The following is a 25,707-nucleotide window of genomic DNA, read 5'->3' on the forward strand; positions in this document are numbered from 1 at the left end:
GGGTTCAGGCGTGGCCCGCGGTGAGCGCGGCGCGCTGGCGTAGGGCTGCGAGCTGGACGTCCTCCAGCGCGCGCAGGCACGCCAGCTTGCCGGCCATGGCACGGTTCCACGTGTCGCGATCGACCGGGAACGTGCGCGGCGCGGGATGCTCGAGCACGAGCGACTCCACGCGCTCCGCCTCATCGAGCGGGAGATCCACGCTCGCCGCCGCGCTTTCGGCGAAGAGCGTGAGGAAAGCGCGCTGCGCGGCGAGCAGCGCTGCCAGCACCGCATCTTGTCCCGGGGCGAGGGTGCCCGTCGCGGCGGCGCCGGCCAGCTCGGCGCGCTCCAGCGCGGTGCTCTCGCGGGCGCGCAGCAGCGCGAGGTATCCCTTCGCGATCCGGCCCCATTCGGCGTCGGGCGTCACCGACGCGAGCGACGCTGCGACCGCGACCAGCTGCTCGTCGAGCCAGGTCGCGGCGTGGATCACGCGGCCGAGCGGGGCGCCGGCGTCGGCGAGACGCCGTACCACGTCGAGCTGCGCGAGCGCGCCGAGCGCACGCGCGGCCGGCGCGCGCACCGCGTCCGGCAGCTGCGTCTCCGTGCGGGCGAAGAAGTCACCCAGCGCGTCGACGGCGTTGGCGGTGGCTTCGCGCTGCACCGTCAGCTCGCGGTGCAGCGCGGGCGCGGGCGCGGCGAGCTCGAGGCAGGTGAGGCCGCGCTCCTGCTGGAGCTCATGGAGGAGCGTGCCGATGCGCGTCGCCAGCTCGGCGACGACCGCGAGCGCCGGCGCCTCGGCGTCGTCGGCCTCCGCCAGCGGCGGCGGCCGCGTGTCGATCCGCAGCACGATCGGCGCGTGGAGCCGCGCCAGCAGGGACGCGATCGTGTCGCGGTCCTCGGGTGCGACCCATATCTCGACGTGCGCCGCGTGCGCCGCCTGCGCCAGGTCTTCGAGCGCATACGGGGTGAGCGCCATCCGCCCGACGATGGCGCCGTCGCCGCGCCGGTGCGTGATGCGCACCGAGGCGACGGGCTCCGGCCGCACGGCGATCGGGGCCGTCAGCGTCACGCAGGTGGCCACGACGTCGCCGCACGTGTGGAGCGCGTCGATCGCGGCTTCGGAGAAGCAGAGGCCGGTCGCCTGCTCGACGGCCTGCACCAGCTCGAGGACTGCGAGCTCGTCGAGCCCGAGGTCGTCGGCGAGCCGCAGGTCGTCGCCGAGATCGTCGACGTCGAGACCGAGAGCGCAGGCCATCGCCCGCACGACGCGCACACGAAGCGGTTCCACCACCATGCAGTCACCCGTCCGCCGGCGGACGTTCCGGCGATAGCACCGCGACGCGACTGCGTGAATCCCCCTTTCGTCGGACTCCCTCTGGTCGCAGGCCTCAACGCACCGCGACCAGGCACCGCTGCGGCGTCGGCGCCAGCTCGTGCAGGGTGGCGCCCTGCGCGAACCCGGCGGCGCGGAACATGGCGTCGTACTCGGCGTGCGTCCACGCGTCGCCCGTGGGGGTCGTGGCGAGCATCGTGAGCGCGAACGCGCCCGCTTCGGGCGGCGTGACGCGGTCGGCGTCGGGCACGAACTCGACCGCGACCGCGCGTCCGCCGGGTGCGAGCGCCGCAAGCACCTTGCGCAGCAGCGCGGCGTTGGTCTCGGGGGCGAAGTGGTGGAGGAAGTTCGTCAGCAGCACCACGGCGTGACCGGTGCCGAAGTCGACGTCGAACGCGCTGCCGGGCAGGGTCGTGAAGCGGTCGGCGACGCCGGCCTGGCGGGCGTTCTCCTCGGCGACGGCGAGGACGCTGCGCCAGTCCTGCGCGACCACGCGCGCCTTCGCGTTCTCGCGCGCCAGCGTGATGCCATAGAGCCCGTGACCGGCGGCGACGTCGAGGATGGTGCCCTCGATCGGCCCGAGGAGCGCCGGCAGCAGGCTCGCGGTGAAGCCGGCGCTCGGCGCCATCGCGCGCGCGAACTGCACCCACGTCGGATGCTCGGGGTCGAGCGAGCCCGCGCCGTCGAGGGCCGTGCCGCCGCGGCGGACGGCGTCGGTGAGGCGGTCGTAGGCCGTCGTCACCATCTCGCCGGTGAGGAACTCCACCATCGGCGCCAGGCAGGCCGGCGAGCGGGTGTCGAGGAACGCTGCGGCCGTGGGCGAGAGGCCGTAGCTCCCGTCCGTCTTGGTGAGGAAGCCGTCGACGACGAGCCGGTCGCACAGGATGCGGATGCCGCGCTCGGCGGCGCCGCAGCGCTCGGCGATCGCGAGCGGCGTCGCCGGACCTTCGCCGACGGCGGTGAACACGTCGAGCTGGATCGCGGCCCGGATCGCGGCGGTGCGCTGATAGGCGGTGATGGCCTCGAAGACGAGCATCGGGGAGGGCGGGGCAGCGGGTTCGCGCATGGCTTGCGCTTATACCCGGTCCCGCCGCGACCCAAGACATCCGCCGTGACGCCCCGCCGTGCTGGTGCCGGCGCGCCGCAGCGGCTACGACGCGCCCATGCCCGACACGACCCCGTCACCCGACGCCGCCGCGGCACTGAACGCCGACCCGTGCGGCTGGGACCGCGCCGTCGGCCTGCGCTACCGGGAGGCCACGCGCGAGCGCGTCGTCGCCGAGTACGAGGTCACGCCGGCGCACCACCAGCCGTACGGCATCGTGCACGGCGGCGTGCACTGCAGCGTCGTCGAGAGCGTGTGCTCCACCGGCGCCGGCCTCGACGCGATGGCGCGCGGGCTGCTCGTGGTCGGCGTCGAGAACCACACCAGCTTCCTGCGCGCCGTGCGCGCGGGCCGGGTCCGCGTCACCGCGACGCCGCTGACGCGCGGCCGCAAGACGCAGCTCTGGCAGGCCGAGATCCACGACGCCGACGGCCGCCTCGCGGCGACCGGGCGCGTGCGCCTCATCTGCCTCGAGCCGGGTAGCCCGCTCGGCGGTGAGGCCGCGGGCGCGAAGGCGGGTGGGACACGCCGGCGCGACTGAGCGCCGGCCGCGCCGTCAGCGGGCTTCGAGCGCGGCCGACGGCGCCGGCGCCGCGCTCGACGCGCTGGTGAACGCGGCGGCGACGCTCTCGACGACGGCCAGGAACTGCTCGCGACGGCCGGGCTCGATGCGCCGGTAGACGTCGAGCAGCACGGTGAGGCTCGGATCGGCGAACATCGCGACGCTGGTGAAGCGCGAGCCGTCGGCGTCGTCGCCGAGCCGGAGATCGATGTCGAGGAGCTTGCGTGCCTCGTCCGAGAGGATCGCCGGATCGAGCCGCGCGAAGAGGTCGCGCAACGCCACGTGCACGCGGAACACCACGAGAAACGGGGTGGCGAGTCCGACGCCGAGCTCGAGCCGGCTGATCGCGCCCTGGCTCACGCCCGCAATGTCGGCGAGCTGCTGCTGCGTGAGTCCGACCTGCTCGCGGAGCCGCCGCGCATTCGCGCCCAACCCGCGCATCCACAGCCCCCAGTCCACCCGCCGCTCGACCGCCTCTTCAACCACCGGATTGTCTCCCCTCCTGAGTGACGTATGCGCGCTGGATGCATCATCGTGTTCACATCTGATTTAGTCAACTAAATCTCGCACTTATGCGTGGATTCTCGGTTTGCGACCGATTCAGGCACGCATGGGTGGGTGCCAGCACGAAGAGAATCACGAAGAGAATCTAGGGGGATACGTGGCCTGCCGACGCACCGTGGCGTCAGGCCGATCCCACCTGCCGGCGACGTGGATCGCATGTTTCCCTGGGCCTGCTTCGTCCTCATGCACGCCCGCGTGTCGGCAGCCCGAGCCGCCGCAGCTTGCCGTAGAGCGCCTCGCGCGTGATGCCGAGGCTGCGCGCGGCGGCGGCCTTGGTCGGCAGCTCCTGGAGGCGCTGGCGGATGAGCGCCAGCTCGACGCGCGCCATCAGGCGGGCGAGCGGCTCCGCGGTCTGCGGCGCGTGGCGGGCGTCGCGGATGCGGGAGGCCAGATGGTGCGGGCGGATACGCTGGTCGTTCGGCACGGTGAGGACGAGCCGATGCACCTCGTGCTCGAGCTCGCGGACGTTGCCCGGCCACGGGTAGGCGACGAGGGCGTCGAGCGCCTCGGGCGTGAAGCCGCCGGTCTGGCGGCGCTCCTCGCGCTCGCAGCGCGCGAGGAAGCGCGCCGCGAGCTCCGGCACCTCGGCGGCACGATGGCGCAGCGGCGGGACGCGGATCGGGAAGACGGCGAGCCGGTAGTAGAGGTCGCGGCGGAAGCGGCCGGCCTCGACTTCGGTGCCGAGCGCGCGGTTCGTCGCCGCCACGATGCGGGCGCGCACCGAGTAGGCGCGGTCCGCCCCGACGGCCTTCACCTCGCCGCCCTGGAGGACGCGCAGCAGCTTCACCTGGACGGCGGGCGGCGCCTCGCCGATCTCGTCGAGGAACACGGTGCCCTCGCCGGCCTCGGCGAACAGCCCGTTGCGATCCCGCTCGGCGCCGGTGAAGGCGCCGCGGACGTGGCCGAAGAGCTCGCTCTCGAGGAGCGTCTCGCTGAGGGCGCCGCAGTTCTGGGCGACGAACGGGGCCCCGCGGCGGGCGCTCTGCGCGTGGACGGCGCGCGCGAGCACCTCCTTGCCGGTGCCCGTCTCACCTTCGAGGAGCACGGGGACGTTGCTGCGTGCCGCCCGCTCCGCGAGCAGCAGGACCTGGCGCATGGCGGGCGAGGTGGCGACGAAGTCGGCGGGCGCGCTCACGCTCGCGGACGCCGCCGGCGTCGCGAGGCCGCCGGCCTGGTCGACCTGCGCCAGAACCGCGCGCCCCAACGTCTCCTCGAGCCGCAGGGCGACGTCGGCCGCGTCGAGCGGCTTGCGCACGAAGTCGACCGCCCCCTGCTTGAGCGCTTCCACCGCCAGACCGGCGGTCGCGTCGTCGCCGCAGGCGAGGATGGGCACGTCGGGGCGCGCCTGCCGGAGCCGCCGCACCACCGGCTCACCGGCGGCGTCCGGGAGATGCACGTCGGTGACGATGCAGGCGACGCGCGGGCCGCGAAGCGCGCCGAGCGCGCCGCGCAGCGTGGTGGCGAGCACGAGCTGCGGGGCGCCGTCCCGGGCCGCCAGCGCCTGGCGGATCGCCGACGCCGACCGGGGGTCGGCGTCGGCGACGAGGACGTGGAGCTGCGAGAAGCTGCCGAGACCATCCGATGCCATGTCCTGTTCCCTCCCTCTGTGCCGCGCGGCACCGCGGCGGCGCGTGGATACGCGAGTGCGCATTCGAAGTCAATGCTAGACGGACAGATAGAATCAAGCGGAGCTAGTGCGCGGCGGAGTATCTGCGCGGGGCATCGCGCCGGTGCGAGCAGGGAGCGGCCGGGCTAGTTCGGTGCGGACGAGGGTGGCGCTTGCCGCGCGAGCGACGGGCCGGGTATGCGCGGCCATGGTCGGCCTGCTCCGTCAGGTGAGTCTGCGCGATTATCGCGCCGCCGTCGGGCGGCTGGCGCTGATGATCGGCGGGATCGCGATCGGCGTCGCCCTGATCGCCGCCCTCGGGATCATCAACGCCAGCGTCCTCTCGAACTTCCGTGCGTCGCTCGAGCGGGCTGCGGGCAAAGCCGCGCTCCAGGTCGTGCTGGGGACGGGCGAGATCGGCTTCGACGAGGCGCTCGTCCCGATCGTCGCCGGGGATCGCGACGTCTCGCACGCGTTCGGCCTGGTGCGGGGAACGCTCGTCGCCGACGACGGCACGGGCGAAGTGCTCCAGCTCTTCGGCGTCGACCTGGTGTCCGAGGCGATCGACTCGTACGACGTGGCGGTCGTCGGCGACGACGTCGACGAGCTCGAGCTGCTGAACGACCCCACGTCCGTGTTCCTGACCGAGGAGTACGCCAGCCGGCGCGGCATTCGCGTCGGGGATCGCGTCGCGTTCGCCGGGCCGACGGGCGTGCAGGCGTTGCGCGTGCGACGGCTCCTGCGCGCGGAAGGCCTCGCGACCATCTTCGGCGGCAACCTCGCGGTGATGGACCTGCCGGCGGCGCAGCGGGTGCTCGCGAAGGAGGGGCGGGTCGATCAGGTCGACGTGCTCGTACGCTCGGATCGGCTGGTCGAGGGCGTCCGCGCCCGGCTCGCGGATGCGCTGCCGGACTCGCTCACGGTGATGCGGCCGGCGTCGCGCGGCGAGCGCTTCGAGCGCGTCATCGGCGCGTTCCAGGCCATGCTGGACGGGCTCAGCCTGCTCTGTCTCCTCGCGGGGGTCTTCATCGTCTACAACACCAGCGCGACGGCGGTGACGCAGCGGGCGCGCGATCTCGCGGTGCTGCTCGCCATCGGCGCCGAGCGCCGGGCGATCTTCGGGCTGGTGGTGCTGGAGGCCCTGCTGATCGGCGCAGTGGCTTCGGTCGTCGGCATCGGGGTCGGGCTCGGGCTGGCCCGCGTGCTGCTGCACCTCGTCGCGCAGTCGATGGGCGTGATCTACCAGGCGCGCTTCTCGGTCGAGGACTTCACCGTGACCTGGGCGGCGCTCGGATGGTACCTGGCGCTGGGGACGGGCAGCGCGGTCGCGGCGGCCATGGTGCCGGCGCGCAAGGCGAGCCGGCTCGATCCGCTCGAGCTGATGAAGCCCGACTTCCGCGAGAAGCTCGCGATCACGGCGCCGAATCGGCTGCTCCTCGTCGCCGGCGGTGCGATCGTGGTGCTGTCGCTGGTCAGCATCTGGGCCGAGCATGCGACGCGGTCCGTGGTGTGGGGTAACGTCGGCGCGTCGCTCTGGTACCTGGCGGCGGTGATCCTCTCGATTCCGCTGATGAGCGGGGTGTGCCGCGTCCTCGCGGTCGCGCTGCCGCGGGTCTTCGGGCTGGAGGGACGCATGGCCGTCGAGAGCCTCACGCGTTCGCCGGGGCGAACCGGCGTCACCACGGCCGTCATCGGGCTCAGCCTCACGGTCGCGCTGGCCGTGTCGTCGGTCGCGCTCAGCTTTCGCGAGTCGGAGCGCAACTGGTTCATCCTGACGGGAGACCTCGTGGTCTCCTCCGTGGCGACCGAAGGCGGGTGGCTCGAATCACCGCTCAGTCCGCGCGTGGGCGAGCGCATCGCGACGGTCCCCGGCGTGGCGCGGGTCGAGAGCTATCGCGTCCTGCAGGGGCAGGCGTTTCGGGAGGGGCGGATCGCGATGGTGGCGGTCTCGCCCGGGTTCATCGACACGCCGCAGTTTCGGCGCCAGTTCGTCGCCGGCGATGCCGAGGCTGCGATCGCGGCGGTGCGCGGGGAGGACGGCGTCGTCGTCTCGGACAACCTCGCCGATCGCTTCGGCCTCGCGGTGGGAGACGAGATCGTCGTGCCGGCGCCGGCGGGCAGCACGCCGTTCCGTGTCACGGGCATCGTGTCGGCGGACTACAGCGGAGATCAGGGCTCGGTGATCCTCTCGCGTGACCGTCTCGCGGCGCTCTGGGGCGATCGGCAGGTGAGCCACTTCAACGTCTACCTCGCGCCCGGCGCGTCGCTCGACGCCGTCCGCTCGGGCATCCTCGCCGCGCTCGGCGACGGCTTTCGCGTGAAGGTCCTGACCGTGGGGCAGACGCTGGCCTACCACCAGGGCATGGTCGATCGCGCCTTCGTCTTCACCTACGCGATCCAGCTGCTGGTCGTGGCGGTGACGCTGGCGGGCATCGTCGACCTGCTGACGACGCAGATCATCGAGCGGCGGCAGGAGATCGGCATCTTCCGCGCCATCGGCGCCGATGCGCCGCGCATCGCCCGCGCCATCCGCCTGGAGGCGCTCGTCATCGGCCTGTCCGGGGCGGTGCTCGGGACGCTGCTCGGTATCGTGACCTCGCTCCTGTGGGTGCGCGTCAACTTCCGCATCCTGATCGGCTACATCCTCGAGTTCCACTTCCCGACGCTGACGGCGGTCTGGTGCATGGCGCTGGCCGGGACGGTGGCCGTCATCGCGGGACAGCTGTCGGCGCGACGGGCGTTACGCGCGCCGGTGCTGGACAGCCTGCGTTACGAGTAGCCGCTGCGAGGTACTCGGTGTTGCGGCAGCGCGTGACGAAATCGCCGGCGTCCCGCACCCGGAGATCCTTGCACCCGCAGGTGCTGAAGCGCATCCCGCGCGCCGCGCACAGCGCGGCCAGGCGGGCGTAGGTCGCGAGCTTGCGCGCGAGGGGGACGCTGAACGCGACGCCGCCCTCCATCGGCGCACGTTCGATGAGGCAGGCGAGGCTCGCGGCAGCGAGCGGCTCGTGCCGCAGGCGCCGGCGCGCGCGGCCGAAGGCGAAGAGATAGGTGGCCGTCACGCCCGTGGCGCCGCGCGCGGCCGCGGCGTCGACCAGGGCGGCGAGGGCGTCGTCGGCGTCGTCGAGGTCGGGGAAGATGGGGTCGAGCCGCAGCGCGCACGGCAGCCCGCGCCGGACCACGCGGGCGAGCGTTTCGAGCCGGGCGCGTGCCGGCGGGCAGCCGGGCTCGAGCCGGCGATTGCGCGCGTCGTCGAGGCTGGTCAGGCCGATGCCCACGCCCTCCACCTGCGGCGCGTACGCGGCGAGGAGGTCGAGCGTGCGCCGCGGGATGGTGCCCTTCGTGAGCAGCCCGACCACGGTGCCGCGCGGCAGCAGGTGCGCCAGCAGCGCGTGCGTGCGGGCCGCCGCCTGCGGCGCGAAGGGATCGCTCGCCGGGCTCAGCATGACCGTCGCCGGCGCCGGCAGGCCGGGCAGCGGCTGCATGTCGACGGCGAGCGGCGCCGGTACGCCCGTGGCCCGCGCCCGCACGTCGGCGAACGGGCAGTACAGACAGCCGAAGGTGCAGCCGGCGGTCAGGTCGACGACGTGGTTCGCGCAGAACCGGGGTTCGAACGCGAGCGTGAGCGGCGGACGGCGTGCCACCATGAGCCGATCTCCTGCCTCACGACGCCTCCGCCCCGGGGCGCAGCGGGCCGCGCTCCGTCTCGTCGACGTCGATGTCTTCGACGATCTGCCCGTCCCGCATGCGCACGATGCGCTGCCCGTGCGAGGCGCAGACCGGGTCGTGGGTGACCATCAGGATGGTGATCCCGAAGGTCGCGTTGCACTCGCGCAGCAGCGACATGATGTCGCCGGCCGCGATCGAGTCGAGGTTGCCGGTGGGCTCGTCGGCCAGCAGCAGCCGCGGCCCGGCGACCAGCGCGCGCGCGATCGCGACCCGCTGCATTTGGCCGCCCGAGAGCTGCGAGGGCTTGTGGTGCCGGCGGTCGTCGAGCCCGACGAGCGTCAGCATGCGATCGGTGCGGTCCTGGATGTGGGTGGCGGAGCGCCCGTCGAGGAGAAGGGGGAGGGCGACGTTCTCCTCGGCCGTGAGGTACGGGAGCAGGTGGAAGAACTGGAAGACGAATCCGAGCTCGCGGCGACGCAGCAGCGCGAGCGCGCGATCGTCCATCCCCGACAGGCGATACTCGCCCACCTCGATCTCGCCCGCGGTCAGCCGCGTGAGACCGGCGACGAGATGCAGCAGCGTGCTCTTCCCCGACCCGCTCGGGCCCATCAGTGAGCAGAACTGTCCCTGCGGAATCACCAGCGACAGGTCCCGCAGCACCCGGACCTCGGTCGGTCCCTCACCGAAGGTCGGCCGGGGAAGCCGCACCGCGACCGCTGGGGCGACAACTACGCGCGCGCACGGGAGGCGTTCTGAGCCTCCCCGGATACCTCCGCGAGGGCGGCGCTACGGTCCCGCTCGGATCGTGGCTCCAGCGGTGCGCTGGAGCGCTCCGCGCGTGTGGGGCGCCGGCCCGCCCGGTAACCTTCGATGATCGAACAACGACGACGGCCCCGGACGGGGCTCTACACGCGGGCCCAGGAGCAGGCCCGGAAGGAGCAGGCGATGGCCGAGGGCGAAGCCCCCGCGCTCACCGAGGAGCGCATGCGGGCGATCCTGGCGGAGGCGGCGCCGGCGCCGAATGGGAACGGGCACTACAAGCAGCTGCTCGCGGTCCTGATCGCGATCGGCCTCGGCATCTGCATCATGTCCCAGGTCGGCGTGGCGCTCGGGTGCCTGTGGTGGCCGCCGCAGGACTGGAACCTCATCAACAAGGCGACGTCGTCGCTCGACGGGATGGCGCTGCTGCTGGCCGGCGGGCTGATCGGGCTCGCGAAGCCGAGTGGCGGGTGATGCGCTTCGAAGATCTCGAACCGCGGTGGCTCGGCGAGGTCGACGTCGGCGAGCGGTCGTGGCGGGAGCTGCCACCGGAGACCGGCCCCGCCAGCGCACAGGGCGTCTTCTTCCTCTGCCCGGTGTGCTTCGCGACGAACAGCGGCCCGGTCGGCACGCACGGGATTCTTTGCTGGACGCCCCAGGTTCCGGCAGCCATGCAACCCGGCCCCGGCCGCCGCTGGCATTTGCGCGGCTCGTCCTTCGCCGACCTGACGCTCGCCGGCGTCGGCTCGGACTCGGTCTTGCTCACGAGCGGGTGCCGCGCGCACTTCTTCGTGCGCGGCGGCATCGTCGAGGTGTGCTGATGCGCTTCTTCTCTGCCATCGGCACCGCCCTCGAGTACCGCACGGCCTGGGTCGCGGCGTTCGACACGCTGGAGCACGGCGGCTCGCCCTTCGATGCGCTCGACGTCTTCGCCGGCGCGACGAAGGGTCAGCTCGACGACCAGGTCGTCGGCGAGCTGCGGAAGGCGCTCGACACCGCGATCACGACCGCCCTGCAGGCGGCGCACGGCGCGGCAACGGTGGTCGGGTTCCTCGAGGAGCACCGTCCAACGATCGTCGCGGCGGTCGATCAGACGATCGGCGTCGCGATCGACGTGGGGTGGCGGGCGCGGGGCTGGGCGGCGAAGATGGAGATCGCTAGACGCGCCCGCGACGTCCCGCGGGCGCACTCGAAGGCCTAACTGATAGCCTCGCGAAGTCTTTTCGCGAGCGCTTGATCCTCGGCCGTTGGGTTGCGCAGGCGCGCCTCAAGCTCTTGCCATCCGATGGCGAGGTGCACGTGTACTTTTGAAGATGCGCCCGATGCCGACATCATGTCAGCTGCGGCCAATCCATTGTCCACGAGAGCGCGCATCAACTTCGGGAACTCGGACGGGTACGCGCGGTCCGCCCATCGGGTGTGTGGATCGTCTTCAGAGGTGCTGTAGTCACTCATCAGTGTGAAGCCGCCGCGCAGCCTCTGCCGGCATTCCTTCAGGAGCGCAAACAGCGGGTCGCCGTCTGGGACGCCATAGGGCGGGGACAGGGCGGTCGGAATTTGATTCCAAGGATACTGCTTCGCGAGTGCCGCACCCCAGCCAACTCGGGTGCCGTTCTTCAGGCGGACCTCGAGTCGATCGGTCGCGGTCACGGAGCCGGGTTCGAACCAAACGTTGCCGTGGAGGGTCAGCGTGTCGGCAGCGATCTCTAAGTGCTCGCAAAGGATCGTTGTGTTTCCGAGAACGTGGAACGTGGGCCCGGAACCTTGCGGGGCGTGCCCCTGCAATCGCACCGCACCCAGGATGTCGACGTCACAGTCACGGACCTGGTTCTCAAGCGTGATTGGCGCCGTTGCCGCGAACACGATCTCGCTGTTGGAGTAAGAGGGTATCGTGACCTCGACGGCGCCCTCGTCGGGCGACCGGATCGTGACCGTCTGCTTCTTAGTGAGAGGATCGCTCCAAAAAGACGACAGGATTGCGCCGAGGTAGCTCCCGTCGATCAGCTGAGTCCCGGTGGCCAATGGACGATGTAACGATCTCCACAGGAACGGCTGGCGGGACGCTTCGACGAGCTTGCGGCGCTCGCCACTGGGGATGAGGTCGCCTGAGACAGCGAACGCCAACACCACCGCTCCAAGAACCGGATCTCTAAATTCTCCGTGATGAACGAATGGATGCTCCTGAATGTACTGCTTCACCATCATGTCGTACTTCAGGGAATCTGCGGACGGCAGCGTGACTCTTCCAGTGGGGCGAGGTCGCTGGCCATGGACGTACTGGGTGAGGAAACTCAGCTGCTCCAAATCGTCGTAGGCTTCGGCCGGAAGCGCGACCGACACCTGCGGCGCCAGTTGGTCGGTCAGCTTCTTCCGCTCACGATCGAGTATCTCGTCTAGGACTTTTTCGATGACCCCCCACGCCTCCTGCGTACCTGACTCTCGAAGTCGGGTCGCTACCTGGCTGAAGTTCTCCATCGCCGCCATGAGTGACCCGACGGCGGCGAGGACCGGCGCATAGCCCGCGAAGGCCTGTCCACGCTCGACGCTCCACAAATCGCCCGGCCGCAGACCTAGCGCAGCCTCGATCGCGCTGAAGTACGCCGTGATGACGTCAGCCACGGGCGCGGGATGAACGTGATACGGCGCGGAGGCTGTCGCGGCTGCCCGGGCGTACCGGTCGATCAACTCGCGTGCGGCAGCTTCCTTGAAAAACGCGACATCGACTAGGCAGCTCGAGAGGTGACCCTCCAGCAGGAGGCCGATCTGCGCGATATCTGTAGACTCCGAGCGCCCGAGGAAGATCAGCTTTGGGCGGTTGACGACGCGCCGATCGCTGAGGAGAAATTCCCCTGCAGTGGATAGGAAGCTCTCGAATCCGGTTTCCCCTGAGAGCAGGCGTCCCTCGTCCAGCGCATCGACAATCACCGGGAGGCGGCCTTCGTGGAATGCGTCGATCGGAGACCCGGCACCACTGAGATTCGCCACCAGCGCCTGGAGGGAGCCCGTGGAGACCGGCACCTTGGCCAGATTGAGCAGGGGGAGCGAAAGGGTGGCGGACAGGTACCTCGCTAGAGCTGTCTTGCCGACGGCCGCAGGAGCCTGAATAAATAGAACCTCTGCGTTCAGGTCGCCCTCCGAACCCTCCAGATAGAGAGTAGGGGGGATGTACGGTTTGGGCTCCTGAGCGATCACCAGCTGGCGGGTCGAAGCTCCAGTAGCCGCCGGCGGACGAAATTCTGGTTGCCCCGCGATGGCGGACGCGAGTTGATGGAACGTGATTTCGGTCATGGTCCCCGGCGCCTCGTCGATCGTCTACTTGACGCACATGCGCGGCCGCCGTCAAGGCGGGCGGGTGCTCTCTTGAACCTCGGTCGCAGCGTGAGCGCTCTTCCGTTTACCTCGAGTGCGGCAGCCCTCGCGCGTAACTAGTTGCCCAAAGTCGAGCCGATGCCTCTCCAGCAGGTACCCCGGCCCTTCGGGCCCCCCGACTGACGCTTTCCCGCGCCGTGGTCGAGGCCTTCTTCAGCGCCCGCGCTCTTCGAGCCGCTGTAGCCGTTGCTCGAGTGCGTCGACGCGGCGACTTGCCGAGTACGCGACGCCGAAGACGACCAGCAGCGCGAGCCAGTCCTAGACGCTCATCCCTCCCACGCCTCGTCGACGCGCTCAGCCTCGATCCCGACGATGGTGGCGGCCCGGTTGCCCCAGGCGCGCGCGAGCAGCTGGGCGGCCTCCACGACGGCGACGGCCGCGTCGCCAGCGTCGAGCGCCACCGTCACGTCGGTCGTGTGGGGTCGATCCGTGAACGTGGAGAGCACCGGGCCGTTCTCCGGCGCGATCCGCTGCAGGTCAGCGAGCAGGCCCTCGGCGTCGGCCGTACCGACGCCGTCCAGCATCATGGTGATGCGGTACTCCATCGCTGCGTCACCTCCGGTAGTCGGTCACGCGCAGGTCGCGCCGGATCCACAGGAACGCGACGCCGGCGACGAGCGCCAGGGCGAGGACGACGCCCTCGATCAATCGCCGGAAGCTGGTCCGCCGACTGCACCAGTGGCCGGTTGAAGAGGAGGAGCAGGCTTATCGTGACGCGGGCCCCGTCGCGATCATCCCGCTGCTCGCAGCCGCACGGCACGATCGCCGAACGTCGCCACGACCTGCAGCTCCCCGCCGAGGGCCTCGACGACCCGGCGTAGCGTCGACATCAGGGTGTCCTCTCGTCGCTCGAGTCGCGACACTTCGGACTGCGACATCTTGAGGGCCTCGGCCATCTCAGCCTGGGTCTTGCCGAGGACCTCGCGGAGCTCGCGGAGGTCCATCTCCACCAGCTCCTTCTCCACGTCGCGAGCAATCTGCGCCATCCGCTCGGGGCTCTTGCCCTTCCCGCGGATGTCGCGCCACCGCTTATAGGTAGCCATACAGCAGCCTCCAATCAGTCAGCAAACACGAGACCGGGGCGTGTCAGCGTCTCGGTCTCGTTCTCAATAAGGCCCGTCCTGGCCACGGGGTCACATCGTCTTCAGGTATTCCTCCATGAGACGTTCGGCGTCCCGGATGAACTGGGGGTAGAAGCGGTCGTCGCCGGTCTTGTCGGCGCCGAGCAGCACGACCGCCTGCCGCTTCGGGTCGAAGGCGTAGGCGATGCGGATCGGCCGCCCGGCGGCCTGCACCCGCAGCTCGCGCATCCCGTACTGCGCGCCCTTCAGCTGCGAGGAGTAGGGGAAGCCGAGGCTCGTCCCGCGGGCTTCGAGCAGATCGACGACGCGATGGACCGCGTCGCTCGTCGTCTCGTCGAGGCTGGCGTACCAGCCCTCGAACTCCCGCGTGACGACCACCTCAACCATGGGGAGAGAATACATCCGAGCGCATATGCTGTCAAGTGCATCATCGCGATCACCGGAACAGCGCGTCCGTCGGTGCGATCGGTCCCGTCGACGTGACCAGCCCGAGCAGGCGGACCCGTCGCAGGTTTCCGCGGAAGCGCCCGCCGTTCGGGTGCACCCCGAGCGCGGCGGCGAGGTCTTCGACGGATCGCGCCGGCTGCTGTTCGACCGCCTCGATGATCGTGCGCTGTCCGTCCTCGTCGAGCACGCTGAGCGCGGCGTCACGTCCGGTGGGCGGCGTGCGAGCCTGCCGGCGTCCAGCGTCCGTCAGCTCGACGCCGTCGAGGTAGCCGGCCGCGGTGACGGCGCGGAGGTCCCCTCGGAAACGTCCGCCGTTCGGGTGGAGCCCCATCCAGCGGGCGAGCACCTCGACGCTCTTCGGGACGCCGCGGATCCAAATTAGGACACTACCCGCGTCCAGGTGCCGATGGCGCGCATCGTGGTGCGCCAGCGGTCGGTGGTGGTGATGTCATCCATCGGTCTCCTCCATTCGCATGAGCTTGAAGACTTCGTCCGTGCTGAGGACCCAGCGATGCTGGCAGCCGTCGCAGCGGTACCACTGCGGCACGAACCGCCTCATCGGCCCGCCTCCGGCGCGTCAGGGGTCGCGCAGGTCATGCAGGACGGGCAGTGGCGCTCGCCGCAGTCGTCGCACGTGTCGGTGACGACGGTTCCGTCGAGGCAAACCCGGCAGGTCGCGCCGGGCGGCTCGACTCTCCGCTGAGTGAGGCGGTCGATCGCGGCGCGATACAGCTCCGCCTCGCGGCGATACCGCGCGGCGATGCGCGCCTGAAGCGCCTCCTCGGCCTCCTGCTCCGCGATCGTCGGCATCGGCGTGCCGCGCGTCGACGGGTGCAGGTTCATTGCCTCTTCCCACTCGCCCGGAGACAGCCGAACCGGCCGCGCCATGTCCTCGCGGGTACGCGCGCGCTGCTCGGCGCAGGCGAGCTGCTCGCGCAGGAACGCGATGCACTCCTCTCTCGTCGCCATCCCTTCAGCCCTCCGGGGTCTGCGCCGTGGGGGCGGTCGCGTCGTCGGGGAACTTCGGCACACGCCAGAACCGACCGTCACGGCGCCGCCAGCACGCCCCCTGAGAGCCAAGCGCCCGGGATCGAACCGGGGCCTCGCGCTTACAAGGCGGGCGCTCTCCCGACTGAGCTACGCTGGCGTGGTGCATCCACCCTACTATGGAGCTGTGGCCGCGAATGCGAAAATGACTTGACCCCATGTTGCCGACCGGTCTAAGGCTGTCCAGGAGTCAGAAAGCCTGAAGAAAGGAAGGACAGCCATGAGAAGGACGTGCCGTGCGATCGGGCTTGCGACGCTGCTTGCCGGGCTGGTTCTCGTAGGGGTCGGCTGCCGGATACCAGCAAGCGGGTATTTCTTTCAGGTAACCAGTGGCAGCACGGTTCTGACGCTGGACGCGACCATCACGAACCAGCTGGCCTACGTCTGGAATGACTGCGCGACGCAGAACCCGGGCAACGCGTTGGCGGCGGGTGCCTGCCTTCACGCGTGGCTGAACCAGACGGTGGTGTTCCTGCGTGCCGATGGCCAGTTCGCCACCAACGCGACGAGCTTCTTCAATCTGGCCGTGCAGAATCCCCTGGCCATGGCGCAGCAGCTTCAGGTGTCGGTGAACGCTGGCTACCCGTCCAACCGGTGTCTGCTGATATGGCAGAACACCGGGGCAGCCGGTCCGAACTTCTCCAGCGTGACCGTCGGGCCGTTGTGGGGATGCATCGCGGGCGGTCCGGGTATCATCAACCCGGGCACCGTTGGGTGATACTCCGCTCACGCGACCTCCATGCACCGGGATGAGCGGCGGTCTCGGTGCCAGAAGCGCACGCCGGTCCGGTACGGGCCGGCGTGCTCCAGGGAGAACTTCAGCTCGACGCGCTCCGCCTCGGCGAGCCAGCGCGCGAGGTTGCCCCACGCGCCACCGGCGCCGGGACTGCCCGGCGCCCCGAGCACCGTGATCCGCTGGGTGTAGTCGTTGCCGTCGCCGAGCCAGCGCCGCCACGCATGGCCGCCGCCGTCGACGTGGTAGACGCCGGCGTGGGTCGCGTGCGCCCATTTGGCGATCTGCGTCTCGAGCGGGGTGAGGTCGCGGCGGAGTACGTCCCGCAGCCACGCGACGGCCCACGCGTCGCCGTCGGCGACACTCGGCATCGCGGGCGGGGGTGCCGGCAGCGGGGCGAGCGGGTTCACGCTCGCACCTGCTTCGACAGCTCGCCCAGCTTGCGCTCGGCGCTATGAAGGGTGTCCTGCGCATCGCTGATCGTCGACCGGGCGTCTTCGATCTCGGAGCGCGCCTCGTCGATCTCGCCCCGCGCCGCTTCGATGGCCTGCTTCAAGGACTGGGGCGTGTCGCCGAGCGTGTCGTCGTTGCCGACGACGTCGGCGACCGCATCGAGCAGTCGCTCGGTGGCGTCGGTGGAGAGCTGCGGGGCCCACGCGCGACGCCATTCGTCGATCACGATGCGCAGGACGCGTCGGGGGCTCAGTTTCGCGTACGGTTCGATCAAGCCGTTCATGCGGCCTCCTGCGTGTGGCGTCGGGCCAGGCGACGCCGCTCGCGCGCGAGCTCGCGCTCGCACAGACGGCAGCGGCGATGCCCGCGCCCGTTCTGGTAGATGTTCTTCGGCGTCTGGTTGTGCCCGCGCCGGCAGACGCGGCGCCGACCCGTCCGCACCATCTCGGCGTGCGTCGAGGGGTTGACGTGCCACGGGTTCGCGCAGGCGTGATTCCGGCAGAGGAGCACCGCGCGCATGCCCGTCGGCCACGGTCCGCGCTCGAGCTCGTAGGCGATGTGGGCGGCCATGCGCTTGCGGCCTTTGCGCCCGCCCACCTGGACGTGGCCGTAGCCGCCGTTGACGCGCGCGCCGGTCCAGCACCAGCAGGCGGTGCGATTCCGAATCACGACCTTGGCCCAGAACCGCTGACGCTGCTCCGTCGTCCAGGTGGTGGCGTCTGGCGGCGTCGCCGCGCGAAGGGACCGGCGGTCGGTGCGAGGAGCGGTCACGCGGCACTCGCGTCGCGCCCGGTGGCGCGGGCATAGCGGGCGTTGCGGCTGCTGCGCACGCAGAGGTGGCATTGCTCGCGTGGACGGCTCCCGCGCTGACTGCGGTACGCCTGCCACCAGGGGAAGGCCCCGTGGACGCGGCAGACGACCTGGGCCGCGATCACGTCCGCGGTGATGTCCGCGGCGGCGTCTGGCACGTCGAGGCCGAGGGTCGCGCCCCCCGCGGAATCCGACGTCGCGACGGTGCCGCCGCTGCGATCGCGGTCCGCCTCGGTCGCGCGAGCCCCACAGCCGAAGCAGGTCGCGCCGCTGGGCGTGACCGTGAACGCGCCGTGCCCCACATGCAGGGCCAGCCAGAGTGCGAGCCGGCCCCGCATCAGGCTGCGACCTCCTGCGAGGCCGGCAGCGCCACGGGGGCCGTGCCGTCCTCGAGCGACAGCTGGCCGCCCTCGATGAAGATGCGACTGTCGGCCTGGCGCCACACCTCCGGCTGGTGGGCGATGAAGAGGCACCTGGTGAACTGCCCGAGCCGCATCGCGTGCCGGAGCATCGCGATGTAGGCGTCGGCGTTCTCGGGCGAGAGCGCGCCGGCGGTCTCGTCCCGCCAGAGCGTGCGCATCGCGTAGCCGCTCCGCTCGGCGTTGTAGATGGCGATCCCGAGCCGCAGGGCCTCCTCGATCAGGACCATCTCGCCGCCCGAGCCGCGCCCGCCCGCGCGATCGGCCTCCGCGTCGAGAATCCGAATCTCGAAGACCTCCTTCATCTTCTTCCGGTCCTTCGTCGGGACCGTCGTCTCGATGGACAGCTGGAACCGGCCCCAGCCGGCCACCATCAGCAGATTGTTCGCGTGCGCCTGTACCGCGGGGCCGGCGTTCGCGATCTCCAGGGCCTGCACGCCGTCGCGGCCGAGGGCGCGCTCGAGGAGCGTCAGGTCGGCGATGTCCGTCGTCAGCGCGGCCTCGCGCTCGACGGCCGCCGCGAGGTCGCCGGCGATGTCCCCGAGCCCCTCGCGCTCGCCGCTGAGGCGCGCCAGCTGCTGCGTCGTCTCCTGCCGCGCGGTCTCCGCGTGGCGCAGCGCCGCCGCCTCCTCCCGCTCGCGCTGCTCTGCCGTGGTGGCGGCGGCCTGCTCCGCGGTCGTGGCGATCACGGGATGCTCGGCCAGCTCCGTTGCCGCGCGCTCCGCGTCGATGCGCGCCGCCGTGGCCGCCGCCTCGGTCTCGGCGAGCACCGCGCGGGCGCTCGTCGCCTCGGGGAGCCGTGCGGCCACGCGGGCGAGCTCCGCCTGCGTGGCCTCCAGGGCCTCGCGCGCGGTGCGGGCCTGCTCCTCGAGCGCGACGCGCTTCGCGCGCTGCGCGGTCAGGCTGTCCCGCACGGCCGCGCCGTCGGCGACGATCGTCGCCAACGCTGCAGTGAGGGGCTCCACCGTCGCCGCGGTGTCGCGCTGCGCCTGGCGTCGCGCGAGATCGGCGCTCGCCGTGGCGATCGCCTCTTGCAGCCGCGAGCGCTGCCCCGTGAGGTCGGAGAGCGTCGTGCGGTGCGCGCGCAGCGCGTCTCCGGCCGGCGTGCCGTCGACGGCCGGCGGCAGCGTCGCGAGCTCGGCCTCGATCGCCTGCAGCGTGTCGCTGGCGGCGCGCGCCTCAGCGGTGAGGGGGCACGCGGCGCACTCCGGCACCCCGGGGATGCGATCGAGCAGCGTCCGGCGCGGGGCGAAGTCGGCGCGGCGCTCGGCCAGCCGGAGGCGCTTCGTCTTCGTGTCGAGCTCGGCGTCGGCGGCCGCTTCCAGCGTCGCCGTGCGCGCATCGTGCTCGTCGATCGCGGTCTTCAGGCGGGCCAGTTCCGCCTGCTTGGCGGCCAGATCCCGCTCCGCCGCGTCGACGCCTGCCGCAGCGGCCGCGGCCGCGCGCGCCTTCTCCAGCTCGCCCTTCACCCGCTGGTGATCGGTGAGCAGCTGCGTGCGGCGCGCGTCGAGGCGCGCGATCTCTTCGGCGACCGGGGCGACGTCGTCGACCGCGCGCTCCGCCGCGAGGCGCGTCTCGACGTCGGGCAGCGCGGCTGCGGCCGAGAGAATCGCCTCCTCTTCGGCCAGCGTGGCCCGGAGCGTCGTGAGGCGGCCGTCCAGCGCGGTGGCCCGCGCGGTCGCTTCGTCGCGCGTGCGCGCGAAGCGCTGGCGCTCGTCGACCCGCGCCCGGGCCTTCGCATCGACGCGCGCGAGCGTGTCGCGCGCGAGGCCCAGGGCCGCGACGGCGCCCTCGTGCTCCCGGCGCGCCTCGCCGAGCGCCGCGTCGCGCGCGACGAGCGTCGTCTCGATCGTGGAGACCTCGCCGAGGAGCGCCGTCGCGCGGTCCCGCCGGCGTTCCGCGTCGGCCTTCTTCGTCCGGACGCGCTCCAGCTCGGGGAGCATCGCGTCCGACGTCTTGCCCGTGAGCACGGCCAGCGGCTGCGTGCTGGTGCCGAGCATCGCCATGAACGTGTCCTTGGCGTCGGCCTTTTTCTTCCGCAGCAGGCTGCCGTCGCCGCCCTGGCACGCGAAGACGCTGGCCATGAAGACGCGCTCGTCGGGCAGGATCGCCTTGATGGCAGCGCGGAAGTCGTTCACGAGCGGCCCGGCGATCGGCGTCCACGTCTCGTCGTCGAGCCTCCAGAGATACGCCTCGGTCTTCCCCTTGCCGCCGTCGAACTGCGGGTCGGCCTGGACGCGCGTCCGATACACGACGCCGTCGACCTCGAAGACGAGCTCGGAGAACGCATCCCGTACGCCCGGCGCGATGTGGTCGATGAACGCCTCGTCGTAGGACGGGAACTTGAGGAAGGTCGACGCCGGGCCGGTCAGCTCGAGGAAGGTCGTCTTGCCCTTCCCGTTGCGACCGACGAGGCAGTGAAGCCCGTCGCCGAGCCGGTCGAAGTCGAGGCTCGCTTCCAGCTGGCGCCACGGCGCGGCGATGCCCCGGAAGCGGATCGAGTGCAGGATCATCGGTCACCTCGTGCGATCGCCAGCGCCTGCTGCACGGCGATCACGGCTTCCCCGCCGAGCCCGTCCTCGGGACGCCACCCGTCGGCGGCCATGATCTCTTCGGCGCCGAGGATCGCGCCGAACATGAAGGGCGCGGCGAGAATCAGGTGGGCGTTCGCGGCCAGCACCGCGCGCGGCGCGGCCATGTCCTGGGTGATGAGCACCTTGCCGGCCTGGACGGCGATCCCGGAGCGCGTGAGGCGCCAGGGCGGCGGGATGAAGGGCGGGAGGACCATCATGCCGCGGCCTTCGCCTCGATCCGCGGGAGCCACCGCAGCGCACGCTCGCGCTGCTCGGGCGCCGGGCCGGTCTCGCCGAGGCTGTCCCACCAGGCGTTCACCTTGTCGGCGGTGGTGCGCGCCGTGCGGATCTCTTCGGAGCGCGTCCGCACCGTCGGCACGATGCTGCGATCGACCTGGACGTCGACGGCGAGCGCCCCGAACTCGGCCTCCAGGTCCGCGACGGGGCAGGTCGACCACGCCTCTTCGGGGATGGCGACGCGCACGCGGACCTCGGCGCCGTCGAGCGCGGCGGCATCGACGTCGTCGCGCTCCCAACCCCAGGTGCCGTCGGGCGTCTGCGCCCACTTCGCGTCGACGGTGACGAAGCGACGCGCGGGCGTGAGGCGGCGATGGACGAGCGGCGGCATACCCGCCTCGACATCGACGATCAGGTAGCCCTTCTCGTCGGTCTCATCGAACTTCGACCGGTTCGGCGAGCCGGCGCTCCAGATGCCGGGGGCGTACTCCTGCCCCATGTGGATGTGGTTCGTCGATGCGAAGTCGCAGCCGAGGGCCTGCAGCACCGCGACGGGCAGCTCGATCTCGCCCCCGGGTGCCAGGACCTCGCCGCCAGCGAGCACCGAGCCCTCGATCGCGGCGTGTCCGGAGAACACGACCGGCATGCCGCGGCGGTGCGCGATCTCGACCTCCGCCTTCCAGCCCTCGAAGAGCGTACGGATGGCATGCTGGATCGCGGCGAGCTGCTCGTCGATCGTGCCCGCGGCGCCCGCGAGCGCGAGCCAGTCCATCTTGTGGGGGTAGGGGAAGGCGAGCACCCGGACGCCGGCAAGCTCGACGCTGCCTGGGCGGTCGAAGAGGTGGATCGGGTGCTTCCCCTTCAGCTTCCCGATGCGATCGAGATCGCCGGCCGCGTCGTGGTTCCCGTAGAGCACGACGACGGGCGCCGTCTCGGCGAGGTAGAGGAACCAGTCGTCGAGCGCGTTGCGCTCGAGTGTCGTCTGCCGGTGCGGCACGGTGGTGCCCGCGAGGTCGCCGTCGACGGACCACAGCTGCACGCCCTGGGCGCGGCCGTCGTCGGCGACCCAGTAGGCGCAACGCTTCGTGTCCTCGAAGCGCGGCCCTTCGGTGAGGTGGATGTCCCCCGTCTTGCCGATGCGGACCGGCATCAGCGCGCCCCCTCGTCGTGCGACTCGGTCGCGGGGACCTCTTCGATGGCCAGCGGGTTGGTCGGCTTCTCCGCGAAGAGCACGATCGTCATCTCGCTGCCGTCCGCCGTCTCGATGACGAGACGGCGGCGCACGTACGGCCCGAAGGTGGTGTGCGACGTGATGAGCGCTTCGGCGCGCACGGCGATTACGCCGTGGACCTGGAGCTGCCCGGTCATCAGAACGGCTCCCCGCTGAGCGGTGCCGCGTCGCGCGCGCGCTTCAGCACCGTGTCGAAGAGCGCCTTCGGGATGCCGCGGCTCATGTCGACCTGATGGGCCTCGAGCAGCCACGCGCGGACCTGCGTCGCGGTGTGCCCGGCCGCCGTGAACGCCTGGGTGAACTGCTTGCGCTGGTCGGCGTTGATGATGTCGGCGAGCGGCGACGACGTCTTCGTGGCGCCGGTGGGCTGCTCCTCCGCGCCGCGCGGGGCGTCGCCCTTCGTGCCATCGGTGCCCGCGCGCCTCGGTGTCTCCTCGCCGACCTCCATGAGGAGCCCGAGCGCGCTCGACATCTGCACGACCGCGTGGACCTTCCCCCGCTTCACCGATTTGCGCCGGATGTTGTGGTGCTCCTCGGGGATGTTCGGGTTCTCGACGCGCCCGCAGTCCTGGTCCGCGACACTCTTGTCCGTCGCCTCGAACTGCGCGCCGCAGCCGCCCTTGTTCCTGTTGCAGTACCAGCCCTTCTCGCCGGTCACGCGGTCGGGGTACTTGCTCCGTATGATCGCGGGCTCGTTGCACTCGGGGCAGGTGCGCTCGTCCTTGCGGTAGCGGAACTGCTCTTCGAGGCTGTTGCAGCTGCCGATTCCGATGGAGACCACGCGCCCGGTGGCGAGCGACACGAGATCGATCTCGTCCTCGAAGTGCAGGAACGCCTTCTCGCCGTTGAGGCCCCACTGCTCGACGCGCGTGATGTTGCGCGGTCGGGGGTAGACCCGGAAGAAGTTGCACAGCTTGTCGGCGCCGTCCGTGTAGAGCTGGATGGCCTTCGAGCCGGGAAACGGGGGGCCGTAGTCCTTCCCGAGCCCGTACCGCAGGTGCCTCCGTACGAACTCCTTCAGCTGCTCCAGGCGAACGCTCACGCCGTCGAGGTCGAGCGGCGCCGTCGTCGCGGCGTCGAGTATGTCATCGACGGACGGCAGCTGGGGCTGCACCATCTCCGGCACGGCGGGCCGCCCGCCTTCGGCCGTCACGGCTTCCTCCGCGCGACCACCGGCCGCGGCATGGTCTCGAGGGCGACGTCGGTGCGGGACTCGGGCCTCGGTCGTCGTCGTAGCGGGGTCCTGGCGCCGGGGCTGACTCATGGCGATTCTCCTTCAGGCCGCGAGGCCACGGGCTTTGCGGCACGGCGGGCAGATGGTGAACGTCAGCCCGAGGCACTCGAGGTCGGCGCAGGGGAAGTCCCGCTGGCAGCAGACGCAGGAGTGGTCCTCGGGTGCGGTGGTGAGCAGGGGCACCGCCGGCGGCGGCAGCGCGGCCCGGTACTGGACGGCGTCGAGGAGGCCGAGCGGGTTCATGCGGCCCCCCGGGTCCCGTCCCGCAGGGTCGTGCGCGCCTCGGTGAGCTCGAGGTCGCTCATCGGCGCACCTGCTCGATCTGCGCCCACGTCGGCAGCGCACCCTCGGGGAAGACGCCGACGAGTCCGGCGCTGCTCTCCTTGAGGATCGAGTCGAGCGGAACGGCAGTCCCGGTACCGGCGCGTGCGACGAACGCCCGGAGCTGGTCCTGCGTCCCCGGCGTCGATCCCGGCACCCACGCGACGACCGGCACTGCGACGCCGACGACGGCAGCGCCGTCCCGCGCCACGAGGCCCGCCCACCATCCCCCGCCCGGGATCACCGGCAGCTCCGTCCCGAGCGGCCGCAGCCGTCGATGTAGACGCACACGCCGTCGTCGAACCCGACGAACGTGCAGCGCGTCCGACCCTTCCGGTCGACCAGGGCGCCGACGATCTCGCCGGCGGGGCTCGTCGCCAAGGCCATGTGCAGGCCCCGGATCCGAGTCTCGCGTCGGGTCGTGACGATCAGGCCGACCGTGGGCTGTTCCACGATCGCGGCGAGGGGCCGCGGCTGCTGCGCGAGGGCGAGCGCCACGGCGGCGGCGAGGAGGGTGTCCATCAGGCGAACTCCTTGACGGGCGGGGTGGCGGGCTGGGTGGCGAGCATGGTAGCCACCTTCGCATGGCGCTGGTGGCCTGCCCGGACTGCAGGACGGAGGTCTCGGATCTCGCGGCCGCGTGCGTGAAGTGCGGCCGACCGATGCGCCGAGTCGCGGGCCCCGGCTTCGCGAAGCGCGGCACTGCCGGAAACGTCCTCGCCGCGATTGCGAGCTTTCTGCTGCCCGGACTTGGGCAGCTGGCGCAGGGACGATTCCTCGCCGGGTTCGTCGCATTCCTTGCGGCTGCGGTCGTGTGGGTAGGCACCCTCGGCACGCTCGGATGGGTTGTCCACCTGATCGCAGCGCTCGAGGCCGCGCAGTGGCGGGGTGGACCGACCGCGGTCGAGCGGCTGGTCGGCGGGGGTGAGCACGCCCCAAGCGACGGCAGCCCCGGACTGAACCGCCTCGATCAGCGCATCACGCGCTGGGAGCGGCACCTCCTGGCGGGCGACTGGCGCGCCCCAGCGCTCGGCCACTGGCTGCTCGCGGCGATGATCGTCGCGGTGTTCATGGCGGTCGGCGAGAGCGCGAGGTGGCTCACGGCGTCCGCGAACACCGTCCTCGTGCGGATCGGCTACTCGATATACTTCGCCGTTCCCACGCTTCGTGTGGGCGGCGTCCTTCTGGGCGCCGGATACTTCATCTGGGCGTTCCGACGCGCGAACCGTGCTGCAGGCGTCGTCGTTCTTGCGGTACTGCTCCTCGCGGGGTGCTTCCCGCGCTACGTCCCCGGGCCGCCCCTCGCCGACCGCGAGCGCGCGGTCTATGCCAACAACAACCCGATCGATCAGGTGCAGCGCGGCATGACCACGCGCGACGTCGAGCGGATCATGGGCCCGCCGTCCGCCGTCCAGATGCCGATGAACAACACCGGCGCCGTGTGGCGCTACCGCGGCCGCGGTCGGATCACCGTGAAGAGCCAGGCCCCCTTCACGCTGCCCGAGGTGATCGGCGTCGAGGACGACCCGGACGAGCGGGGCTGAATGCGCGCGGTCTTTCTGCTGCTCGTGCTGGTCGGCTGCGGCGTCCCGCCCGTCACGCCGATCCCGGCTGCCTACATGCAGGGCACCGACCCGGCGCCGCTCTCCGCGTTCAGCAGGGAATGAACCAGGCCGGCGTGCAGGCGCTGCTCGGCCAGCCCGACCAGGTCGACACCGACACGGACTGGAAGCTCGCCGCCGCGGCCTTCTACCCGGGGCCCGACATGTGGCGACTGGTCTACCGTTACCGCGGGAAGGGCCGGGTGGTCTTCGCGGGCGGCGTTCGGACCGCCGACGGCCGCGTCGTTGGGGTCGAGGAAGACGCGACCGAGCTGCAGCAGTAGCGTCACCGGCCGCCCGCCTTCCCGTCGGCGATGACCTCGTAGAGCGCCAGCCGCGCCCGGACGAGTTCGTCGAGCAACGTGCCGACCGGCACGTCTTCGCCGCTGGCGGCCATCAGGTGCCCGCGCAGCTTGCGGAGCCGTCCGTTGAAACCGCTCGGCACGCGGTAGTTCGCGCTCACCGTGCGCTCCGGATCCTCGTCGCCACGCTGCTTGCTGCTCGCCACGGTCGCCACAACTACACACGCGACGGCAGGGTGTCAAGAGTGACAGTCGATGACGTGCAATTGCT

General features: G+C 71.4%; 32 protein-coding genes, 1 tRNA gene and 1 pseudogene. 8 read left to right on the top strand and 26 right to left on the bottom strand.

Going from position 1 to position 25,707, the window contains the following annotated elements:
* Nucleotides 1–4 precede the first annotated feature (4 nt).
* Together KIT14_22510 and KIT14_22515 are read right to left on the bottom strand one after the other, a co-directional pair.
* Nucleotides 5–1,273, bottom strand: a complete 1,269-nt coding sequence (locus KIT14_22510; protein MCW5893297.1) for a nitrate- and nitrite sensing domain-containing protein — start codon at nt 1,271–1,273, stop codon at nt 5–7.
* Between the two features lie 94 nt (nt 1,274–1,367).
* Nucleotides 1,368–2,378, bottom strand: coding sequence for a class I SAM-dependent methyltransferase (locus tag KIT14_22515; protein ID MCW5893298.1), 1,011 nt, complete (start codon nt 2,376–2,378; stop codon nt 1,368–1,370).
* A gap of 97 nt (nt 2,379–2,475) precedes the next feature.
* Here KIT14_22515 and KIT14_22520 point away from each other — a divergent pair, with 97 nt between their 5' ends.
* Nucleotides 2,476–2,958: a PaaI family thioesterase gene (locus tag KIT14_22520; GenBank protein MCW5893299.1), complete on the top strand. Its 483-nt coding sequence runs from the start codon at nt 2,476–2,478 to the stop codon at nt 2,956–2,958.
* 15 nt (nt 2,959–2,973) lie between these two features.
* On the opposite strand, the gene KIT14_22525 is transcribed toward KIT14_22520, so the two are convergent.
* On the bottom strand, nt 2,974–3,426 hold the full coding sequence (locus KIT14_22525; protein MCW5893300.1) for a helix-turn-helix transcriptional regulator: 453 nt from the start codon (nt 3,424–3,426) through the stop codon (nt 2,974–2,976).
* 298 nt (nt 3,427–3,724) lie between these two features.
* Nucleotides 3,725–5,131: a sigma-54-dependent Fis family transcriptional regulator gene (locus KIT14_22530; protein MCW5893301.1), complete on the bottom strand. Its 1,407-nt coding sequence runs from the start codon at nt 5,129–5,131 to the stop codon at nt 3,725–3,727.
* Nucleotides 5,132–5,357: 226 nt separating this feature from the next.
* On the opposite strand from KIT14_22530, the gene KIT14_22535 reads away from it, so the two are divergent.
* Nucleotides 5,358–7,928 (top strand): ABC transporter permease, encoded by a 2,571-nt coding sequence (locus tag KIT14_22535; GenBank protein ID MCW5893302.1) that lies wholly within the window; start codon nt 5,358–5,360, stop codon nt 7,926–7,928.
* Here the strand turns inward: KIT14_22535 and KIT14_22540 are convergent.
* On the bottom strand, nt 7,858–8,796 hold the full coding sequence (locus tag KIT14_22540) for a radical SAM protein (GenBank protein MCW5893303.1): 939 nt from the start codon (nt 8,794–8,796) through the stop codon (nt 7,858–7,860). The two genes, KIT14_22535 and KIT14_22540, sit on opposite strands and share 71 nt — an antisense overlap.
* A gap of 16 nt (nt 8,797–8,812) precedes the next feature.
* The gene (locus KIT14_22545; protein MCW5893304.1) at nt 8,813–9,526 is read right to left on the bottom strand and encodes an ABC transporter ATP-binding protein; all 714 of its coding nucleotides are present in this window, start codon (nt 9,524–9,526) and stop codon (nt 8,813–8,815) included.
* A 237-nt stretch (nt 9,527–9,763) separates the two neighbouring features.
* Here KIT14_22545 and KIT14_22550 point away from each other — a divergent pair, with 237 nt between their 5' ends.
* From KIT14_22550 to KIT14_22560, 3 genes are read left to right on the top strand one after another with little or no spacing between them, the layout of a single operon-like run.
* Entirely contained in the window at nt 9,764–10,051 is a 288-nt protein-coding gene (locus tag KIT14_22550) for a hypothetical protein (protein ID MCW5893305.1), read from the top strand.
* Nucleotides 10,048–10,398: a hypothetical protein gene (locus KIT14_22555; protein MCW5893306.1), complete on the top strand. Its 351-nt coding sequence runs from the start codon at nt 10,048–10,050 to the stop codon at nt 10,396–10,398. Before KIT14_22550 ends, KIT14_22555 begins: the two co-directional genes overlap by 4 nt.
* The gene (locus KIT14_22560) at nt 10,398–10,778 is read left to right on the top strand and encodes a hypothetical protein (protein MCW5893307.1); all 381 of its coding nucleotides are present in this window, start codon (nt 10,398–10,400) and stop codon (nt 10,776–10,778) included. Before KIT14_22555 ends, KIT14_22560 begins: the two co-directional genes overlap by 1 nt.
* Here KIT14_22560 and KIT14_22565 read toward each other — a convergent pair.
* The 7 genes from KIT14_22565 to KIT14_22595 all read right to left on the bottom strand — a co-directional run bounded on the left by KIT14_22565 (nt 10,775) and on the right by KIT14_22595 (nt 15,622).
* Nucleotides 10,775–12,865, bottom strand: coding sequence for a hypothetical protein (locus tag KIT14_22565; protein MCW5893308.1), 2,091 nt, complete (start codon nt 12,863–12,865; stop codon nt 10,775–10,777). The two genes, KIT14_22560 and KIT14_22565, sit on opposite strands and share 4 nt — an antisense overlap.
* Before the next feature lie 347 nt (nt 12,866–13,212).
* Nucleotides 13,213–13,491: a hypothetical protein gene (locus tag KIT14_22570; protein MCW5893309.1), complete on the bottom strand. Its 279-nt coding sequence runs from the start codon at nt 13,489–13,491 to the stop codon at nt 13,213–13,215.
* Between the two features lie 186 nt (nt 13,492–13,677).
* Nucleotides 13,678–13,989: a helix-turn-helix transcriptional regulator gene (locus KIT14_22575; GenBank protein MCW5893310.1), complete on the bottom strand. Its 312-nt coding sequence runs from the start codon at nt 13,987–13,989 to the stop codon at nt 13,678–13,680.
* Between the two features lie 90 nt (nt 13,990–14,079).
* On the bottom strand, nt 14,080–14,415 hold the full coding sequence (locus tag KIT14_22580) for a type II toxin-antitoxin system RelE/ParE family toxin (protein MCW5893311.1): 336 nt from the start codon (nt 14,413–14,415) through the stop codon (nt 14,080–14,082).
* 49 nt (nt 14,416–14,464) lie between these two features.
* A complete protein-coding gene (locus tag KIT14_22585) occupies nt 14,465–14,821 on the bottom strand; it encodes a hypothetical protein (protein MCW5893312.1) in 357 nt (118 codons plus the stop codon).
* 209 nt (nt 14,822–15,030) lie between these two features.
* Nucleotides 15,031–15,444 carry a hypothetical protein gene (locus tag KIT14_22590; GenBank protein MCW5893313.1) on the bottom strand — a complete coding sequence of 138 codons (414 nt, stop codon included), beginning with the start codon at nt 15,442–15,444 and terminating at the stop codon, nt 15,031–15,033.
* Nucleotides 15,445–15,549: 105 nt separating this feature from the next.
* Nucleotides 15,550–15,622 (bottom strand) — tRNA-Thr (locus tag KIT14_22595).
* 120 nt (nt 15,623–15,742) lie between these two features.
* On the opposite strand from KIT14_22595, the gene KIT14_22600 reads away from it, so the two are divergent.
* Nucleotides 15,743–16,240 (top strand): hypothetical protein, encoded by a 498-nt coding sequence (locus KIT14_22600; protein MCW5893314.1) that lies wholly within the window; start codon nt 15,743–15,745, stop codon nt 16,238–16,240.
* 8 nt (nt 16,241–16,248) lie between these two features.
* On the opposite strand, the gene KIT14_22605 is transcribed toward KIT14_22600, so the two are convergent.
* The 12 genes from KIT14_22605 to KIT14_22660 all read right to left on the bottom strand — a co-directional run bounded on the left by KIT14_22605 (nt 16,249) and on the right by KIT14_22660 (nt 24,055).
* Entirely contained in the window at nt 16,249–16,665 is a 417-nt protein-coding gene (locus KIT14_22605) for a hypothetical protein (GenBank protein ID MCW5893315.1), read from the bottom strand.
* Nucleotides 16,662–16,991 carry a hypothetical protein gene (locus KIT14_22610; GenBank protein ID MCW5893316.1) on the bottom strand — a complete coding sequence of 110 codons (330 nt, stop codon included), beginning with the start codon at nt 16,989–16,991 and terminating at the stop codon, nt 16,662–16,664. Before KIT14_22610 ends, KIT14_22605 begins: the two co-directional genes overlap by 4 nt.
* Complete coding sequence (locus KIT14_22615) at nt 16,988–17,377, bottom strand: hypothetical protein (protein MCW5893317.1); 390 nt, start codon at nt 17,375–17,377, stop codon at nt 16,988–16,990. Before KIT14_22615 ends, KIT14_22610 begins: the two co-directional genes overlap by 4 nt.
* A 98-nt stretch (nt 17,378–17,475) precedes the next feature.
* Nucleotides 17,476–17,856 (bottom strand): hypothetical protein, encoded by a 381-nt coding sequence (locus KIT14_22620; protein MCW5893318.1) that lies wholly within the window; start codon nt 17,854–17,856, stop codon nt 17,476–17,478.
* Nucleotides 17,856–20,450, bottom strand: a complete 2,595-nt coding sequence (locus tag KIT14_22625; GenBank protein MCW5893319.1) for a hypothetical protein — start codon at nt 20,448–20,450, stop codon at nt 17,856–17,858. The genes KIT14_22620 and KIT14_22625 overlap by 1 nt, the downstream gene beginning before the upstream one ends.
* Complete coding sequence (locus tag KIT14_22630; protein ID MCW5893320.1) at nt 20,447–20,728, bottom strand: hypothetical protein; 282 nt, start codon at nt 20,726–20,728, stop codon at nt 20,447–20,449. The genes KIT14_22625 and KIT14_22630 overlap by 4 nt, the downstream gene beginning before the upstream one ends.
* On the bottom strand, nt 20,725–21,897 hold the full coding sequence (locus KIT14_22635) for a hypothetical protein (protein MCW5893321.1): 1,173 nt from the start codon (nt 21,895–21,897) through the stop codon (nt 20,725–20,727). The genes KIT14_22630 and KIT14_22635 overlap by 4 nt, the downstream gene beginning before the upstream one ends.
* The gene (locus tag KIT14_22640) at nt 21,897–22,115 is read right to left on the bottom strand and encodes a hypothetical protein (GenBank protein MCW5893322.1); all 219 of its coding nucleotides are present in this window, start codon (nt 22,113–22,115) and stop codon (nt 21,897–21,899) included. Before KIT14_22640 ends, KIT14_22635 begins: the two co-directional genes overlap by 1 nt.
* Entirely contained in the window at nt 22,115–23,131 is a 1,017-nt protein-coding gene (locus KIT14_22645; GenBank protein ID MCW5893323.1) for a hypothetical protein, read from the bottom strand. Before KIT14_22645 ends, KIT14_22640 begins: the two co-directional genes overlap by 1 nt.
* 123 nt (nt 23,132–23,254) lie before the next feature.
* Nucleotides 23,255–23,455 carry a hypothetical protein gene (locus KIT14_22650; protein ID MCW5893324.1) on the bottom strand — a complete coding sequence of 67 codons (201 nt, stop codon included), beginning with the start codon at nt 23,453–23,455 and terminating at the stop codon, nt 23,255–23,257.
* A gap of 58 nt (nt 23,456–23,513) precedes the next feature.
* A complete protein-coding gene (locus KIT14_22655; protein ID MCW5893325.1) occupies nt 23,514–23,777 on the bottom strand; it encodes a hypothetical protein in 264 nt (87 codons plus the stop codon).
* Nucleotides 23,774–24,055 carry a hypothetical protein gene (locus tag KIT14_22660; GenBank protein ID MCW5893326.1) on the bottom strand — a complete coding sequence of 94 codons (282 nt, stop codon included), beginning with the start codon at nt 24,053–24,055 and terminating at the stop codon, nt 23,774–23,776. The genes KIT14_22655 and KIT14_22660 overlap by 4 nt, the downstream gene beginning before the upstream one ends.
* 140 nt (nt 24,056–24,195) lie before the next feature.
* Between KIT14_22660 and KIT14_22665 the strand changes: the two are divergent.
* Nucleotides 24,196–24,420: pseudogene (locus KIT14_22665) on the top strand (hypothetical protein).
* Between the two features lie 776 nt (nt 24,421–25,196).
* Entirely contained in the window at nt 25,197–25,418 is a 222-nt protein-coding gene (locus tag KIT14_22670) for a hypothetical protein (protein ID MCW5893327.1), read from the top strand.
* A 2-nt stretch (nt 25,419–25,420) separates the two neighbouring features.
* Here KIT14_22670 and KIT14_22675 read toward each other — a convergent pair whose 3' ends face one another.
* Entirely contained in the window at nt 25,421–25,642 is a 222-nt protein-coding gene (locus tag KIT14_22675; GenBank protein ID MCW5893328.1) for a hypothetical protein, read from the bottom strand.
* Nucleotides 25,643–25,707 lie beyond the last annotated feature (65 nt).

This window comes from bacterium (assembly GCA_026129405.1).
GTDB lineage: Bacteria > Desulfobacterota > Binatia > DP-6 > DP-6 > JAHCID01.